General features: G+C 41.9%; 15 protein-coding genes. 7 read left to right on the top strand and 8 right to left on the bottom strand.

Going from position 1 to position 16,265, the window contains the following annotated elements:
- Positions 1-200 precede the first annotated feature (200 nt).
- On the bottom strand, positions 201-530 hold the full coding sequence (locus tag JMX82_RS04455) for a hypothetical protein (protein WP_201539636.1): 330 nt from the start codon (positions 528-530) through the stop codon (positions 201-203).
- A 292-nt stretch (positions 531-822) separates the two neighbouring features.
- Positions 823-1,680, bottom strand: a complete 858-nt coding sequence (locus tag JMX82_RS04450; protein WP_201539635.1) for an AraC family transcriptional regulator — start codon at positions 1,678-1,680, stop codon at positions 823-825.
- Between the two features lie 185 nt (positions 1,681-1,865).
- On the opposite strand from JMX82_RS04450, the gene JMX82_RS04445 reads away from it, so the two are divergent.
- Positions 1,866-2,279, top strand: coding sequence for an organic hydroperoxide resistance protein (locus tag JMX82_RS04445; RefSeq protein WP_201539634.1), 414 nt, complete (start codon positions 1,866-1,868; stop codon positions 2,277-2,279).
- A gap of 293 nt (positions 2,280-2,572) precedes the next feature.
- Here the strand turns inward: JMX82_RS04445 and JMX82_RS04440 are convergent, their stop codons facing one another.
- Positions 2,573-2,944 (bottom strand): MliC family protein, encoded by a 372-nt coding sequence (locus JMX82_RS04440; protein ID WP_201539633.1) that lies wholly within the window; start codon positions 2,942-2,944, stop codon positions 2,573-2,575.
- A 177-nt stretch (positions 2,945-3,121) separates the two neighbouring features.
- Positions 3,122-4,042, bottom strand: coding sequence for a DMT family transporter (locus JMX82_RS04435; protein ID WP_201539632.1), 921 nt, complete (start codon positions 4,040-4,042; stop codon positions 3,122-3,124).
- 329 nt (positions 4,043-4,371) lie between these two features.
- On the opposite strand from JMX82_RS04435, the gene JMX82_RS04430 reads away from it, so the two are divergent.
- Positions 4,372-5,055 (top strand): DUF421 domain-containing protein, encoded by a 684-nt coding sequence (locus JMX82_RS04430; RefSeq protein WP_201539631.1) that lies wholly within the window; start codon positions 4,372-4,374, stop codon positions 5,053-5,055.
- Between the two features lie 136 nt (positions 5,056-5,191).
- Here JMX82_RS04430 and creD read toward each other — a convergent pair whose 3' ends face one another.
- From creD to pnuC, 4 genes are all read right to left on the bottom strand, one after another.
- Positions 5,192-6,784, bottom strand: coding sequence for a cell envelope integrity protein CreD (gene creD, locus JMX82_RS04425; protein WP_201539630.1), 1,593 nt, complete (start codon positions 6,782-6,784; stop codon positions 5,192-5,194).
- 145 nt (positions 6,785-6,929) lie between these two features.
- Entirely contained in the window at positions 6,930-7,454 is a 525-nt protein-coding gene (locus JMX82_RS04420) for a TIGR00645 family protein (protein WP_045447433.1), read from the bottom strand.
- A gap of 68 nt (positions 7,455-7,522) precedes the next feature.
- Positions 7,523-8,104, bottom strand: coding sequence for an AAA family ATPase (locus tag JMX82_RS04415; protein WP_201539629.1), 582 nt, complete (start codon positions 8,102-8,104; stop codon positions 7,523-7,525).
- On the bottom strand, positions 8,055-8,816 hold the full coding sequence (pnuC, locus tag JMX82_RS04410; protein ID WP_201539628.1) for a nicotinamide riboside transporter PnuC: 762 nt from the start codon (positions 8,814-8,816) through the stop codon (positions 8,055-8,057). Before pnuC ends, JMX82_RS04415 begins: the two co-directional genes overlap by 50 nt.
- A gap of 298 nt (positions 8,817-9,114) precedes the next feature.
- Here pnuC and JMX82_RS04405 point away from each other — a divergent pair, with 298 nt between their 5' ends.
- The 5 genes from JMX82_RS04405 to dnaX form a co-directional block, all read left to right on the top strand.
- Positions 9,115-10,260 carry a beta-ketoacyl-ACP synthase III gene (locus JMX82_RS04405; protein ID WP_060491083.1) on the top strand — a complete coding sequence of 382 codons (1,146 nt, stop codon included), beginning with the start codon at positions 9,115-9,117 and terminating at the stop codon, positions 10,258-10,260.
- Positions 10,261-10,492: 232 nt separating this feature from the next.
- A complete protein-coding gene (prfA, locus tag JMX82_RS04400) occupies positions 10,493-11,584 on the top strand; it encodes a peptide chain release factor 1 (RefSeq protein ID WP_055125440.1) in 1,092 nt (363 codons plus the stop codon).
- Positions 11,585-11,785: 201 nt separating this feature from the next.
- The gene (lysS, locus tag JMX82_RS04395; RefSeq protein ID WP_055125441.1) at positions 11,786-13,324 is read left to right on the top strand and encodes a lysine--tRNA ligase; all 1,539 of its coding nucleotides are present in this window, start codon (positions 11,786-11,788) and stop codon (positions 13,322-13,324) included.
- 114 nt (positions 13,325-13,438) lie between these two features.
- Positions 13,439-14,701, top strand: a complete 1,263-nt coding sequence (locus JMX82_RS04390; RefSeq protein ID WP_201539627.1) for a hypothetical protein — start codon at positions 13,439-13,441, stop codon at positions 14,699-14,701.
- A gap of 69 nt (positions 14,702-14,770) precedes the next feature.
- Positions 14,771-16,265: DNA polymerase III subunit gamma/tau (gene dnaX / locus JMX82_RS04385; protein WP_201539626.1), on the top strand; the 1,495-nt coding region annotated here is incomplete at its 3' end.

Raw genomic sequence — 16,265 nt, 5'->3', positions numbered from 1 at the left:
AGGTTATCGAATGGATACCCTACTGATTTTAAGTAACCAACCCTCACTCACTATCGATAAAAAGGCTGGGTTAGCAATTGCTAACCCAGCCTTTTTTTTGAGTGTCACTATTTTTCTGCAATGGATAAATCTTTTATGAAACAAAAAAGCAAAGGTGGCGTCATATGACCTTTGCTCTAAAATTTAGCACCTGAGTAAAATTAGTGGCTGATCTTTTCTGTCAGCACACCCATACTATAAAGCAAGAATGCTATAACGGTCAGTGCTACAATAAATGGCGTGAGTATCCAAATCACCACGTTGATCAATAATGAGGGCAATAATCCATTAAATAATACCGTGTTTGGTGTAAAAAAATCCGTCATGACATCGACTGCACGCTTAGCTACGGGGAATAGCAAGGTGCTTAGTGCCAGCATATAAATATACTTGCTAAAACTAGGGTCGCTCATGACCACCATAAAATAAAACACCAAGAAATAAGTGACACCCAATGCCCAGCATTTGAGAGTATAGCTTAAACGAATCATGTTAGTGCCTCCCGAAATATTCTGACGATCACACGTAGAAAAATTATTATAATAGTTGCTAAATTATGAATATATATTATATGTTATAATATGAATATATAGACCAAGTCAACTGTTTTTTTCTTGGGTAAGATATTTCGTCGTTTGTTTGGCTGGAAAGAGGGAGGGTGTAGGAATCTGTTAAACAGATAATTACATTGTGTACGCAGTTGCTTATGAAGCTGTCAAGACGCAGAGAGATTGCCTTAGTCAGAAACCATTATAGTAGGGGCATTATGGTGGGAGCCTCATTCTAGATATTTAACTCACTGCTTGGGCTTACTCCAAATAGCCGCTTATATTCACGGCTAAATTGGCTGGGACTTTCATAGCCTACTTGCATGGCGATTTGCGATACTTGTGCCTCGCCGAGTTGAATCAGCTGCCGAGCTTTCATCAATCGTAGGCTTTTTTGATATTGAAGCGGGCTTAGTTGAGTGATTTCTTTAAAATGTTGATGAAATCCCGAAACACTCATACTGCAGCGACTGGCCAAATCTTCTATGATGACGGGCTCTTCTAAATGCGCTTTTAGCCAATCGGTAGCTTGGGCAATACGGTGGGTGTGACTGCCATTAACCACCAGTTGCCGAAGCTTGTGACCTTGCTGTGCTGAGAGTAGCCGATAATAAATCTCTTGCTGGATTAAAGGTGATAAAAACTCTATGTCACTTGGATAATTAAGCAAGTCTATCAGCCGTTCGAATGCGGTTAATATGGTGTCTTCTAATGGCCATTTTATACCTTGATGCTCATAATCGGCATTTTTCTGAGGTGGTATTTGTGCCATGACCTCACGAATGAGCGCTAAATTTAATTTCATAGACAATACGATGACAGGCTTCTCTACAGTGGCGTGTTTGATATGCATGCTTATAGGAATATTGACAGGGCAGAACATCAGACTGCTGTCATCAAATTTCTGGCAATCTGTACCTAAGTAAATTTCACGCGTGCCTTGTAAGACGATACATATACTAGGTTCTTGGATATAGCTGACCGTCTTTCTTGGTCTGTCGGCACAATAAAAAAACAAGCCTGAAATGCCTGATTCGATGGTTTGGTTTTTGGGTAACATACTAAGTAGCTGCTCTACCGTTTTTGTTTTCATGATTTATGCTTACTTTATAATTTGCCTAATAATATAAATATTTATAGGATTAGGCAAGGATTATGGAGTAATGCTCTACCAGATTAGCGTGTTCACTTTTATAATGATGGCATCAAAACGCAGTAAGATTGATTTGCAGCGTATTGCCCAATACCAATAACATGCCAATCCATAAGGAATATATGATGAAAATTTTCTATAAAACGCGCGCAACAGCAACCGGTGGTCGTTCTGGTCATACAGGTCTTGACGATGGTTCGCTAGCTTTTGATCTGGTCTCTTTTCAAGAAACAGACAAGGAAGGTGTCAATCCAGAGCAGCTTTTTGCAATGGGTTATGCGGCTTGTTTTGATAGTGCTTTAAATCTGACCGCCCAGCAAATGAAACTGCCAATCACTGCCTCAAAAACCTCGACCCAAGTGGGTATTGGTATGAAAGCCGATGGTAGCTATAACCTAGATATAGATTTGTATGTTGAAGTGTCGGGCATTGATGAGGCTCAAGCGCAGATACTGGTCGAAACAGCTCACCAAGTTTGCCCATACTCTAATGCTACTCGCGGTAATGTCGATGCACGTTTGCATGTGACCGTGGTTTAACGGTCAGCAGTAATTAATACTTAACAACTGATTCAACAGCTGCTCTAATAACTATAAACAAATATAAAAATGACATGACTTTCAACTGCTTGGGTACATAAAGTATTCAGGCAGTTTTTTATTGAGTGATTCAATGTTGATCATTAAGATTAAATTATCAAGCATAAAAAGTTAAGCACAAAAAAGAGCCAGTAGTTTGACTACTGGCTCTTTCGTTTTCAATAGATGTGAATAAAAACATGGAGTTTATTCAAATAACCACCACGTATTATTCCTACTTGTTTATAGGGTTATTATAGTTGGCAGTTCACTTGGTATTGTTGACCATTGTCTGATTTGATGGTCATGATGCCGTAATCCGCTTTGGTGTGCCAATCGTAAGTGGTTTTAGGGTTAACATTATTGACATAACGAGCGCCAGAACCTGATACCGCTTGCTCCATAGTGATTTTTGCATTGGTCAAGCCAACTTTAGGCAAGGTCATGTTTAGGTTAGCAGTTTGACCATTGGCAGTGTAGGCAGCAGTGAGTTGACCGTTGTCTTCACAAGTGAATGATTGGACTACTGGCTGAGTATTGGTCTCTGGGGTCGTAGAGGTTGGTGCATTAGTGGCGCAGGCAGACAATAATAGAGCAAAAGGTGCTACGGCTAATAATTTTTTCATAATATGCCTCAAAAGTATCGGTAAAAGTAGGTTGTTACTTCAAGCAACATGATACCGTAGAGAATGTAACTTCATGTTGTGTTTGAGGGCTATGGTAGTAATCTTATCTGTCTTTTTTATCACTAAGCATTTTAGTCTTTATTAGCCTATTAATTTTGAATAACGAATGAGGATATTTCACGTAGGGGCTTTTTCTCTATTTAAAATAAATACCAGTACTGCACCCAAGATAACTGAGCTTGCTATAACGAATGGCACGGTCAATTGCTCAGATAAAAACACCACGCCTAATATCGCAGCGAGTATAGGGACACACAGTTGTACAACTGCTGCTTGAGTGTTTTTTAACAAAGGCATGGCCATATACCAGATGCTGTAGCCCATACCAGATGCCATCGCTCCTGATGCACAGGCCAAAAGTACTCCCTTACTAGTGATGTCACCTAAATTGATGTTTTCCAAGCCTATATTGTCTAGGTAAGTCATGCTTATCACTAACAGTATGGGCACTGCTATCAGACTCCGAATGAAATTAAAACCTGTGGCTCGCAGCGGTGACACGCATGATTTGCCGCGTATGCTATATATGCCCCAAGCGGCACCACTGATTGCCATAAGCACCGCCGCTAGTAACGAAGGCACCGCTGCTGACGGTAGCATCAAATAGACAAACCCTGCTACCGCTACGATAAATGCCAGCCATTGTAAGCCGCTCAATTGCTCTTTTTTATAGATGCCCCAACCAATCATCGTCAGCTGAACCGCTGAAAATAGAATCAGCGCTCCTGTACCAGTATCCAACTCTACATAAGCAATCGAAAAGCATAGCGCATAAATCACTAAGCTCACGCTACTTAACCAGCTGCCTTTATCGTTTAAAATAGCAGCGTGAGCAATACTATCAGGCTTTCGCACGTGCTGTCGTAACCGATAAGCATGAATGGTCATAATAATACCTAGGCAGACAGCAGCGCTCAGCAGGCGCAGAATGGTAAAGCTCCAAGCATCTATATAGCCGTCTGCTAACGCCATCCGGCAAAAGAGAGAGTTTGCAGCAAAGGCGATTAATGCAATAACGGTGTACAAGGTGGCTTTCAAAAATAATTCCTACAATAAAGAAGCTGGTTTTTGAATAAAATAGGCAAATCTAATTTTTAGGGATGTTGTTAACACTGTTTTACCAGCAAAAATAATGGCTGAAGTGCCAAAAATTAGTTGCTAGTTGCCAATTGGGAGGTTTCTCACAACAGACCATATTTTATTGCACTCGCAGGCGAAAGTGTTTTTTAAATTGGACTGATGATAGTTGAATTAACAATAAAGGCTGACTGCAAAAGTGGTGTGATGTGGATCAAGCGCATACTCAGAACGATTGCTTAAGTTAATCGTCATAAATCAAATAAAAACAATAGATAGGAAAAAGTAATATGGATTGGGCAAGTATCTTTATTCATGACACCACTTGGGCATTTGCGCTTGAGATATTGGTGCGTGTCAGCGTTATGTTTGTACTGATTATCTCGTTTTTGCGTTTGACGGGCAAACGCGGCGTGCGTCAGCTGTCAATCTTTGAGTTGACCATTATTTTATCATTGGGCTCTATCGCAGGTGACCCTATGTTTAACGAGGATTTACCGATTATTCAAGCGGTGCTGGTCATGAGCGCCGTTATCCTGCTTTATCGATTGTGCACGTGGATCATGATGGAATTCCAACCTTTTGAAGATCTGTTAGAAGGGACGTCGCTCTATATTGTAGAGGACGGGATGCTAGTACTCGATAAGATTAAAAAGGGTAAAATGTCTCATGATGAGTTTTTTACTGAAATGCGCCAACAAGGGGTTGAGCATTTGGGTCAAGTGCGTACAGGCTTGCTAGAGACAGACGGTAATTTTAGTATATTGTTATATCCGCCTGAAAAAACTGGCTACGGTATGCCGCTTTTCCCTAAGCAGTATCAACCTGTCGAAGAGATAGAGTCAGAAACATATTATGCATGTATGCATTGCGGCTATGTCGATCATATATCTGACCCCAATCAGCTCTGTGAACGCTGTGAGAATGGATGTCGAGACTGGGCGAAGGCCTTAAATAGCGAGATCATTAGATGATAATAAATTAGATGATAGCTATATTAAATTATCTATGAGTAGATCAAGCGGTCTTATGTTGGCTATATTAATAATAGCCAATTATACCAACGCAAGACAGCTCTAGGCTAAACGCTTTTAACATGCCCTATCTGAGTTAGGCAATTTTATACCAATCAATTTTACGGGTCATGACCATCACGCAAGCGAGTAGCACAAAACAGAAGACAGCACCAAGCAATAAATTCATATCTTCGGTGGTTAATATACCGAAAAACGCCGCATACAATCCTGCCAATGTGACAGTGAAAATCGCCGCTCGCTTGACGCCGCCCAGTACATAATAAGCATACCAACCAATGAGTCCAACACAGGCGCTGGCAGCAATGGCATACGCTTTCCAAAAGACAATTTGCTCAGCAAGTGGTAATAGTAAGACATAAAACACAAACAGCGCGCAACCGACCAACAGATATTGAATAGGGTGAATACGACTGGATTTAATTACTTCAAATAAGAAGAAAGTGCCGAATGATACTAAGATTAATAATAAGGCATATTTCATCGTTCGTTCAGTTTGTAAATACACATCATTAGGCTCAGCAAAACTCACACCAAAGCTGTTCAGGCGCACGTTTCGATAGCTATCAGATATGGCGGTAGCTTCTGCTGTGGCAGCGCCTTCTATTGCTGTAATCACATCATCAGAAACCATTGACTGGCTATTGTTATCAAGAGTGGCTTGACTGGTGACGACACATCGGTTGTTGGCGCTGCTGACACACTGCGACAAATCTTGATTGTTGGCTATTGTTAAATACTGATTTTGCCAACTGGCTTCAAAACCTTTAGCGGTAAGTTTTTTAGCATTGGGGAGCGCCTTACCAATAAAGTTTGGCGCATGCCAATTACTGCGCATCGTTAAGTTAAAGTTTTGTCCAGTCGGCACAGTGTTTACATTGCTAATACCAGCTAACGGTAAATCAATGACGATTTCTGTACTGGTCAATGACTCGCTAGCACCGTTCGTAGCAAGGGTGTTATTGCCATTCTGCTGGCTCGTTATATTTTTTACTGAACGCTGTAATATATCTTGCGGAATAGCTACTTCTACATAGGTCAGGTTTTTCAGCAGCGCTGTCTGAGGGTAGGTCGCTTTTATCGGTTTTTTATCAATGGTTACCGTTGGTAGCGTCGCCACGCCGCGCAGATCTGATACTGGAATAATCAATTTTACTGCGTTCCAGTGGATGATGGCTTTTTCGGGCTGGGTGTTATTCTTATTGGCGGGTGTACTGACAGAACCTTGTGCGTCGCTAGTTTTGCTCGTAGTGTCATATAAGCTGCTGATGGCTTGATCAAATGTATAGCGTTGATCAAATGTCAATGCACCATCATAACTGGTCGCATGATAGATGCCACGTTTGTAGGTATCAGTGCTGACTTCAAGATCTTGTATGGCTTGGGTCTGACTGGCAAAGACAATTTCATTTTTTGAATAGGATGGTGCACATTTACTGGTTGTTTCAGGTGCTGTAATCTGACATTCAGGCGTAATTGTGGTAGGGATGATAATAAATGGGGTGATGATTTCTTGCGGATTGACGTGCTGCTGGGCAATTTCTTTAACCACCGACGCGGCATAATTTTGTCGTTCGTAGATGACTGAGCCAATCATACCGAGACCGATGGCAAAAATAATACAAAGCCCGGCGATGATGGACAATTTAGTCAATAGTGTTTTTTGCATGAAAGCTCCTCATATGAATCTTTAGTCCAAAACTGTGCATATAACAGTCAGTAGGTTCAAAGAAGAGCATAGAGGAGAGGTGAAGAGAAAATATGTAAGAACGATGGAGAGTGTGTGGAAAAATAAGCCTTAGTGATTTCTGATATCAGTGTTTTTTAGTATCACCAACCACTTTATCCATAATAGCAAACAATAAGCCAGACAACACAAAAGTCATATGAATGATGACTTTCCACATGAGTTTGTCCGCTTCACCCTCACTCAATTCATTAGGAATATCCATAAACGATTTTAATAGATCAATCGCAGAAATAGCGACGATGGCACCGATGACTTTTAGTTTTAAACCAGAAAAATCTACTTTGCCCATCCAACTAGGTCGATCAACGTGATCACCAGTGTCAATTTTTGAGACAAATATTTCATAGCCACTAAATATGATGATTAATAATAAACTGGCTACTAACGAGAGGTCGACTAACACTAATATATTAACAATGACATCTGATACAGAAGCGCTAAATACAGTATTGAACATCATGACTGTTTTTTGAATGAACTTTATAAATAATAAAATAATCCCTAAGACCAGCCCCAAATAAAAAGGCGCTAATATCCAGCGGCTGTTAAAGATGGTTTTTTCTAGGTATCGTTCAATGTTTTTTAGCATGGACATCTCTTAATGCTCTTAAAGGTAAGGTTGTAGGTCATTTACTGATAACGTGGTATAGGATGGGTTTAAGAAAGCCATTCGAGCACTTGTTGTACCCGCTCATCTCTATCACCACCTATGCGATGAAATGGCTTTTGGTGACGGGTCAGCTGACTTTCAAAATAAGCACTGATTTCATCACGTTGATGGGGGCTATCACGCAAATCATCGGCGACCCACGGAATATCAACTTCGGTTAATAAAATCAAGTCATAATGATGCGTTAACGCCGCATTGGTGAGCGCTTTAGGGCAATCACCATAATACCAATTAGAATAAACCATTAACTCAAACAGACTGGTATCACAAAACAAGTAGCTGCTATCAGAATTTTGCGCGGCTTGTGCGGCGAGTTTATTTTCTAACTCAATTTGACCTTGTGCAATGGGGAGTAAATCCTCCCAAGTGCAAGTGAGGTGTTCCTTATCCCATTTTGCTTGTAGATAGGTGCGCATGTATTCTGGTACCCAAGGGCAGCCAAAATGCGCTGCCAAGTCGCGACATAGCGTGGTCTTACCAGTGCTCTCTGCCCCTAGGATAGCGACATTGATGACCGATTTAGGCGTATGCTGCTTTAGGTTGCAAGCGGTAACGTCGTTGCCATTCATAGTAAGCCCAAATTGCGATAAGAGTGAAGACTACGTATTGTAGCGCAGTAAAAGTGAGACCTTTATAAAAGTACAGCGGGACTGAAATAGCATCGGCGATTATCCAGAGTATCCAATGCTCAATTTTGCGCCGCGCCATCAGCCACATCGCCATCAAAAACAGCGCGGTGGTCAGCATATCGGTGTAATCGACCCACGTAAATAAATGCAAACCTAATAACGCGCCATCAAAACTAAAGTTATTATTGATGACTGGTCTGAAATAATACACCAACGCGACAAAGGCAATAGTTGCCGAGGCTAGTAAGGCGAGTATTGGCAAATCTTTTTTATTAAGATGTTCTACTTGAATAGCATTCTGGGCATTAATGCTTGCTAACGACTCATTTTGCTGCTGACCAGTAGGGTTGATATAATCTTGCTGTTTTTTTATGGCTGTGTTTTTCTTACTCTGTGTCCAATTGATCCAGCCATATAGACTCATTACCGTATAGTAGGCATTGATAAACATATCGCCAAATAACTGCCATTTCCACAATAGATAGACAAATATAGCGGTGCTGACGAGACCTATCGGAAATACCAAAATATTGGTTCTGCTGGCGAGTAAGACACTTGCTACCCCAAATATGACGGCAATCAATTCAAGAGCAATAAAGACAGTGGGATAGTCAGCGTATTGTCCAAATAACCAGTTAAAAATTTCTACCATGAGTATTCCCAAATATGAGCGGGTTTTATGTCTCGCAGTTTTATGCGCTCGAACTGTGAACGCGTCGCTAGCAAAGTGCGCCAATTATAACGTAGCTGCTCCAAAATGAAGTCAGGACTTTGCTTATTTTTCGCAACAAACAGATTATTTGTAACAAAGTATTAGAAAAATAATTATATTCAGGCATAATAAAGGCTCTGATTTTAAGTTTACAGTTATTCACTGAAATCAAACGACTGTTATTTTTCCACTTTTATGCTTATCCCAAGCCCTATAGTAGTAGACAAGGAAGCTTATCATGACGACTTGTATCACAGGCACTGGCCTGTATATTCCGCCTTATAGCATCAGTAATGAAGAGCTAGTAGATTCATTTAATAAGTATGTTGAGAATTATAATGCAAAGCATGCTGACGAGATAGCAGCAGGAACTTTGACTGCCCTAGAGCCTTCTTCAGCGGCCTTTATCGAAAAAGTATCTGGTATTAAATCACGTTATGTGATGGAAAAGGATGGTATTTTAGATCCTGAAATCATGGCACCAGTGATTCCTTATCGTCATTTAGGTGAAGAGCTGTCTATCATGGCAGAAATGGGTACTGCGGCTTTGAAAGACGCGCTAGCAGATGCGGGTCTTGAGGCGAATGACCTAGATGGTATCATTCTTGCCTGTTCAAACTTTCAGCGTACTTATCCTGCAGTCGCTATCGAGATTCAAAATGCAATTGGTATGATTGGTGGTTTTGCTTATGATATGAACGTTGCTTGTAGTGCCGCGACTTTTGGTCTATCGCAAGCACATGGCTCTATCGTTTCTGGTCTGGCTAAGCGCATCGCTGTGGTCAACGTTGAGATTACCTCAGCTCATCTAAACTGGCGTAACCGTGACAGCCACTTTATCTTTGGCGATGTCGCAACAGCATCTATCGTCGAAGAGCTAGACACGCCAAAAGGTTATGAGATTCTTAACTCTAAGCTATTTACCCAGTTTTCGACCAATATCAAAAACGAATACGGCTTTATGGATCGCTCAGAGTTCTTAGCGGCACAGACTGAGATGTATCCAGACATCAAAGAGCCAGTCACTGACAAGCTATTCTTACAAAATGGTCGAAAAGTGTTCCGTGAAGTCTGTCCAAAGGTTTCAGAAGTCATCACTGAGCATTTGCAAGAAAATGATATCGCAACGTCTGACGTTAAAATGATGTGGCTGCACCAAGCCAACGCCAATATGTTGGATTTAATTCTACGTACTGTGATTGGTAAAGAAGCAGATAAAGCGATTGTGCCAAGTGTCATTGCTGAATTTGCTAACACCAGTTCAGCCAGTCCGATGATTGTTTTCCATCGCTATAAAGATGAGCTAGCATCAGGTGATTTGGGTGTGATTTGCTCATTTGGTGCGGGTTACTCTATCGGTTCAGTGTTGGTGCGTAAGGTTTAATTTTTAAAGTAAAATCTGGTACTAATAAAAAATAGCTAAGAGCAACCTTAGCTATTTTTTTGTCTGTTATTTTTATTATGAGCATTTAATCACATTATTTAAGCAATATATTATTCAAGAATGAGGCGCTATTTGCGAATATAACGGGAAGAATGCTTAGAGGTTTTAATTTACCCCGAAAAATTTGCTATAATCACGGTCTTATTCCTCTCATCCAATTAAAAGTCCTTTTATGAAAGAATCCTTACGCCTGCGTTTAGACCAGATGGTAGACCGTTATGAAGAGGTCACCGCCTTATTATCAGATCCTAGTATCATCAGCGATAATAATAAATTCCGTGAACTGTCTGTCGAGCACAGCGACTTGATGGATATCACTACTTTATGGCAGAACTATGTGCGTGCAGAAACGGATCAGGCTGATGCAGAGGCTATGCTGGCTGATGCATCAGATCCTGACATGAAAGAGATGATGCAAGAAGAGATTGATAACGCCCGCGAGACCATCGTAGAGATGGAAGAGGCGCTCAATGTCATGATGCTACCAAAAGATCCTAATGATAAAGTGCCTGCTTTCTTGGAAATTCGAGCGGGTACAGGTGGTGATGAAGCCGCGATTTTCTCTGGTGACTTGTTCCGTATGTACCAAAAATACGCGCAGACACAAGGCTGGACAGTGGAAGTATTGTCTGCAAGTGAAGGCGAGCATGGTGGTTATAAAGAAATCATCACTCGCGTATCAGGAAACAGCGTGTATGGGCGCTTAAAGTTTGAATCAGGCGTACACCGTGTGCAGCGTGTGCCTGAAACCGAAAGCCAAGGTCGCGTGCATACCTCAGCTTGTACCGTGGCGGTGATGCCTGAGGTTGAGATTGATGATACAGTAGATCTAAATCCAGCCGACATTCGCTTTGATACATTCCGTTCAAGCGGTGCCGGTGGTCAGCACGTTAACACCACTGATTCAGCCGTACGTTTGACCCACATTCCAACGGGTACCGTGGTAGAGTGTCAACAAGAGCGTAGCCAGCACAAAAACCGTGCGCAAGCGATGAAAATGCTGATTTCAAAGATTCAGCAAGTCAAAGTACAGGCTCAAGTTGATGCCGCAGACACCATCCGTCGTGATTTGGTCGGTAGTGGCGATCGCTCAGAACGCATTCGCACCTATAATTTCCCACAAGGTCGCATGACCGATCACCGTATCAATCTGACGTTATACAAGCTTGATGCCATTATGGAAGGCGACTTGGATGAGATTCTTGATGCACTGTTGCGTGAGCATCAGGCTGATTTGATGGCGAGTATCGGCGGTGGTGATTAGTAACCATCAGGATATTAATGACTAGAGGCTCAATAGCTAGTCGTGAATCCATTAATTCTTAAAAGCGTGACACTGTCTAGATGACAGTGTCTGTTTGTTTATAGCTGTTCTTTTACGGCTATCGACCATGATAATAAGTATAGATTTAATTTTGCAGTTTTCGTTTATTCCATCTAATTACCTAATAATATTGAGAGTGTTATGTCAAAGCACAACAATCAGAATCAAGACCAAACCCCAGTTGTAGAAGACGCTAACGAGCTAATTGCTCAGCTGCAAGCCAAGCTAGACGATATCAGTGCTTCAGGCAAACAGCCGTATCCAAATACATTTAAACGTACTGATTATGCGCAAGATTTGCAAACTGCTTTTGACGGCGTCTCAAAACAAGAAATTGAAGAAAAAGCGGCGAATGGCGAAAAAACACAGGTCAACGTGGCAGGTCGCGTCATGCTGAACCGTGGTGCCTTTATTGTTATTCAAGACATGACGGGTCGCATTCAGTTATATGTTGCACGCAAAGAGTTGGATCCAGAGACGTTAGCGACCATTAAATCATTAGATTTGGGTGATATTGTTGGCGTATCAGGCTATATCGGTCGCTCAGGCAAGGGCGACTTATATGTGCATATCGAAGAGTTTCAGTTATTGACTAAAGCGCTACGTCCAATGCCAAACAAGTTCCATGGTTTAGCTGATGTCGAAGCTCGCTATCGTAATCGTCATCTTGATTTGATGACCAATGAGACGACTCGTGATACCTTTATGATTCGCAGTCAAGTCATTAGCGGCATTCGCAAGTTTATGTTAAATGAGCGTTTCATGGAAGTTGAGACGCCGATGATGCATCCTATCCCAGGTGGTGCGGTGGCACGTCCGTTTGTGACGCATCATAACGCTCTAGATATGCCTTTATATCTGCGTATCGCGCCTGAGCTTTACTTGAAGCGCTTAGTCGTTGGTGGTTTTGAAAGAGTGTTCGAGATTAACCGTAGCTTTCGCAACGAAGGTGTATCAACTCGCCATAATCCTGAATTTACCATGATTGAATTTTATCAAGCCTATGCTGATTATCATGACTTGATGGATTTGACCGAACGCTTATTTAATGAATTGGCGATGGATATTTTGGGCACGACTGAGATTACTTATCAAGAAGAAGCCATCAGTCTAAAAGCGCCATTTATACGTTTGTCTATGTCTGATGCAATTGCAAAATATGCCGAAAATTTCGATATGGCACGTATCAATGACCGTGAATATCTGGCAGAGTACGCCTCGACAACGCTTAAGCAGCAAGTGAAAGAGGTGTTTGGTGTGGGCAAACTACAGACCATTATCTTTGAAGAAACCGCTGAACACCAATTGCGTCAGCCAACTTTCATCACTGAATATCCAGCTGAAACTTCACCACTGGCACGCCGTAGTGATGACAATCCTGAAATCACCGATCGTTTTGAGCTATTCATCGGTGGTCGTGAACTGGCAAACGGCTTTAGCGAGCTTAATGATCCTGCTGATCAGGCAGAACGCTTCCGTGGACAAGTCGCTGAAAAAGACGCTGGCGATGATGAAGCGATGCATTTTGATGAAGAATACATCGAAGCGCTGTCTTATGGCTTACCACCAACCGCAGGCGAAGGTATCGGCATTGACCGTTTAGTGATGTTGTTTACCGATTCTGCCAGTATTCGTGATGTGATTTTATTTCCGCATATGCGTCGCAAATTAGAAAGCTAGAACTAGTTTACTTGCCATAAATCCATGCTGGGACTAAACTGAACATAAGAAAGCTCTTTTGCTTTCAATGGAATGGTCCCAGATTCTTTATGAGACCTCATTTATAGGGATATCATGGATACTCAGCACGCGTCACCCTCACTTTGGCAACAAATGATTCAACAAAGTTTCTTATCTTTGTATGAGTTACCAGCAGATAAAACAACCAATCCTAAGCAGTTTCAAGGTTATGATTTTGTTTTTGAGTTTTCTAGCGCTATCATTTATTTGATCGTCAATGATGTAGTGATGCGAGCGAGTAGGCAAAAAGTAGACAGCGCTCAAGTTCGTGAGTGGAGAAAAGAAGTCGTCAACCAACTAATTAAGCGTCACGCTCAGCTTTATCTAAAAAACGATAAGTCGATGGCAGAAAGTAATACCTCGACAGCTGGTAAGGATGTTTATTTCATTGGTTTGACGTCACTGTCTGTCATGCATCAAGATGATAAACCACAAGCATCCTCGCATACGGTTGATTATGAATATGGTAGTCAGTTTTTTGCTGAAGACTGTGTTTTAGATCTGGATGATGAGCAGAGTGTTTTACAGGTATTTAGCTATCAAAACTTTGTTGATATCATTAGCCAATTGGTTACGCCAAGCGATTTGTCCGCATTTTTAGACTTTCATCGCAGCCAGCTGACAGGGTTTGAGTCATTCCAAGACGAATCGACATTACTTACCCAGTTTTTACAGTCGCCTGACTTTCATCAAAGAGCGATTAGGGTGCAAGAGCAATTGATTGACAATCAGTTGATCGATCAGATTGAGCAACGCTTGCTCAAAGCTACAGAACCAGATCAGGCAGTCTTTGCCAAAGCACTCATGGCTGAGATTCAGAAAAATACTCGAATGTGGTACAAGCTGTTTAATAGTTTGATCAAAAATTATTATGAGGCAGGTCAACCACTACCAAAAGAGCCGGTTGATATTTTGGTCGATGAGTCAATGTATACTTACGCTTGTTTGGTTGAAAAAATCTTAGCTTACAAAACGATGGATCAAGACTCTCGCTGGAATGGTTATGTTTGTCATGAGCACTCTTATCAGGTGTTTGGACGCCATTATCTGATGGTTTTCTATGCGCAAGATGATAATAGTTCGCTAAGTGCTGACAAGGTGCGCACGTCTCAACAAGACTTGTTGTTGGAGCTCAATGCTCAAATGCAGGATCCAGTGATGGATGATTTGTTTTTAATTGGCGTAGAGTTTAGACCTTGTGATGATAGCGTCAATACAGAGGTGCATTTGGATGCCTTTTATCAAAAAGGCTCAGTGATTGACGCCAATACTCAGCGCTTATATGAACGTTTGGCACAACTTCAAGCGCAGTTATAATCTAAACCTAATATAGCCTACTGGTTTGACACCCCATCTATATTTGTATTATTCACATTGGCATTTATTATGACGCAGCAATATCAAGTTTTAGCGCGCAAATACCGTCCCAAAAACTTTCACGAGTTGATTGGGCAAACGCATGTTTCTCAAGCACTGATTAATGCGATTGATTATAACCGTTTGCATCATGCTTATCTCTTTACCGGCACACGTGGTGTGGGTAAGACCACGATTGCGCGTATCTTATCTAAATGTTTGAACTGCGATACAGGTATCACTAGTACGCCTTGCGGTGTGTGTGATAACTGCGTGGCAATCGATCAAGGGCGATTTATCGATCTTATCGAGATTGATGCGGCATCCCGTACCAAAGTAGAAGACACACGTGAGTTGCTGGATAATGTGCCGTATGCGCCAAGTCAGGGACGTTATAAAGTATACCTGATTGATGAAGTGCATATGTTGTCGACACACAGTTTTAATGCGCTTCTTAAAACTTTGGAAGAACCCCCTGAGCATGTAAAATTCTTACTTGCCACGACTGATCCGCAAAAATTGCCGATTACCATTATTTCGCGTTGTTTGCAGTTTGTACTACGTCCGCTACCGCAAACGTTACTCAGCGAGCATTTGGCAAATGTTCTTACCCAAGAGCAGGTAGGTTATACGCAGCCTGCGCTCTGGCAATTGGCCAGTGCCGCCAAAGGCTCGGTACGTGATGCGTTGTCATTGACCGATCAGGCCATTGCTTTTGGTCAAGGTGCGCTCGATGATGTCACTGTAAACGCCATGCTTGGCTTAATTGATGCGGCTGATCTGGTCAGTTTAATTACTGATATCTATAACCATGACAAATCTGCTGTCGCGGCTCATATAGAACAAATGCGTGCGCAAATGGTTGATGCGACGAGTATGTTTGATGGTCTTACTGAGTTACTGCATCAATTAGCGCTGACTCAGCTGTTGCCTGAAGTGGCATTAAATGTAAATGAGGCACAGGCGCAAGATATTAACACGCTTGCGCAGCATATGAGTCCAGACGTTCTGCAACTGTATTATGAGATTGTCGTGCAAGCACGTGAAGGTGTTAAGCTTGCGAGCACACCGATGCAAGCGCTGGAAATGTGTATTTTACGTCTGCTGGCATTTCGTCCGTTGCCAGTCGATGAGATATTAAATCATACTTATGCTGACTCTGTAGCACCTGAAGTACCAGCTATAGAAGATGGGACATCTACACCTTCTACACAGTCATCGAATAAGTCATCAAATAGCCAATCGGCTTCTGCACCGCCATTACAGTCTTATGGCGTTGATTATCAAGCACGAGATAATGATGATTTGCAAGTCGAAACCTATAACAATTTTGAGCCAAGTTTGGCTAAAAATTCTGAGCAAAATCATGATGTATTAGTGACTAGCCCTGAACCCATTGTTGAGCCTGAACCCGTTGTTGAGCCTGAACCCGTTGTTGAGCCTGAACCCGTTGTTGAGCCTGAACCCGTTGTTGAGCCTGAACCCGTTGTTGAGCCTGAACCCGTTGTTGAGCCTGAACCCGTTG

This window comes from Psychrobacter sp. 1044 (assembly GCF_904846525.1).
Taxonomy (GTDB): Bacteria; Pseudomonadota; Gammaproteobacteria; order Pseudomonadales; family Moraxellaceae; genus Psychrobacter.
The sequence above is the reverse complement of the archived record's forward strand: the minus strand, read 5'-3'. Positions and strand labels throughout refer to the sequence as shown.

Coding starts and splice junctions, on each gene's coding strand:
- JMX82_RS04450 (WP_201539635.1), bottom strand. CDS start 1,680: ATGAAAACAAAAACGGTAGAGCAGCTACTTAGTATGTTACCCAAAAAC.
- JMX82_RS04415 (WP_201539629.1), bottom strand. CDS start 8,104: ATGAATGGCAACGACGTTACCGCTTGCAACCTAAAGCAGCATACGCCT.
- creD (WP_201539630.1), bottom strand. CDS start 6,784: ATGCAAAAAACACTATTGACTAAATTGTCCATCATCGCCGGGCTTTGT.
- lysS (WP_055125441.1), top strand. CDS start 11,786: ATGTCAAAGCACAACAATCAGAATCAAGACCAAACCCCAGTTGTAGAA.
- JMX82_RS04390 (WP_201539627.1), top strand. CDS start 13,439: ATGGATACTCAGCACGCGTCACCCTCACTTTGGCAACAAATGATTCAA.
- JMX82_RS04420 (WP_045447433.1), bottom strand. CDS start 7,454: ATGCTAAAAAACATTGAACGATACCTAGAAAAAACCATCTTTAACAGC.
- JMX82_RS04445 (WP_201539634.1), top strand. CDS start 1,866: ATGAAAATTTTCTATAAAACGCGCGCAACAGCAACCGGTGGTCGTTCT.
- pnuC (WP_201539628.1), bottom strand. CDS start 8,816: ATGGTAGAAATTTTTAACTGGTTATTTGGACAATACGCTGACTATCCC.
- JMX82_RS04440 (WP_201539633.1), bottom strand. CDS start 2,944: ATGAAAAAATTATTAGCCGTAGCACCTTTTGCTCTATTATTGTCTGCC.
- prfA (WP_055125440.1), top strand. CDS start 10,493: ATGAAAGAATCCTTACGCCTGCGTTTAGACCAGATGGTAGACCGTTAT.
- JMX82_RS04430 (WP_201539631.1), top strand. CDS start 4,372: ATGGATTGGGCAAGTATCTTTATTCATGACACCACTTGGGCATTTGCG.
- JMX82_RS04405 (WP_060491083.1), top strand. CDS start 9,115: ATGACGACTTGTATCACAGGCACTGGCCTGTATATTCCGCCTTATAGC.
- JMX82_RS04455 (WP_201539636.1), bottom strand. CDS start 530: ATGATTCGTTTAAGCTATACTCTCAAATGCTGGGCATTGGGTGTCACT.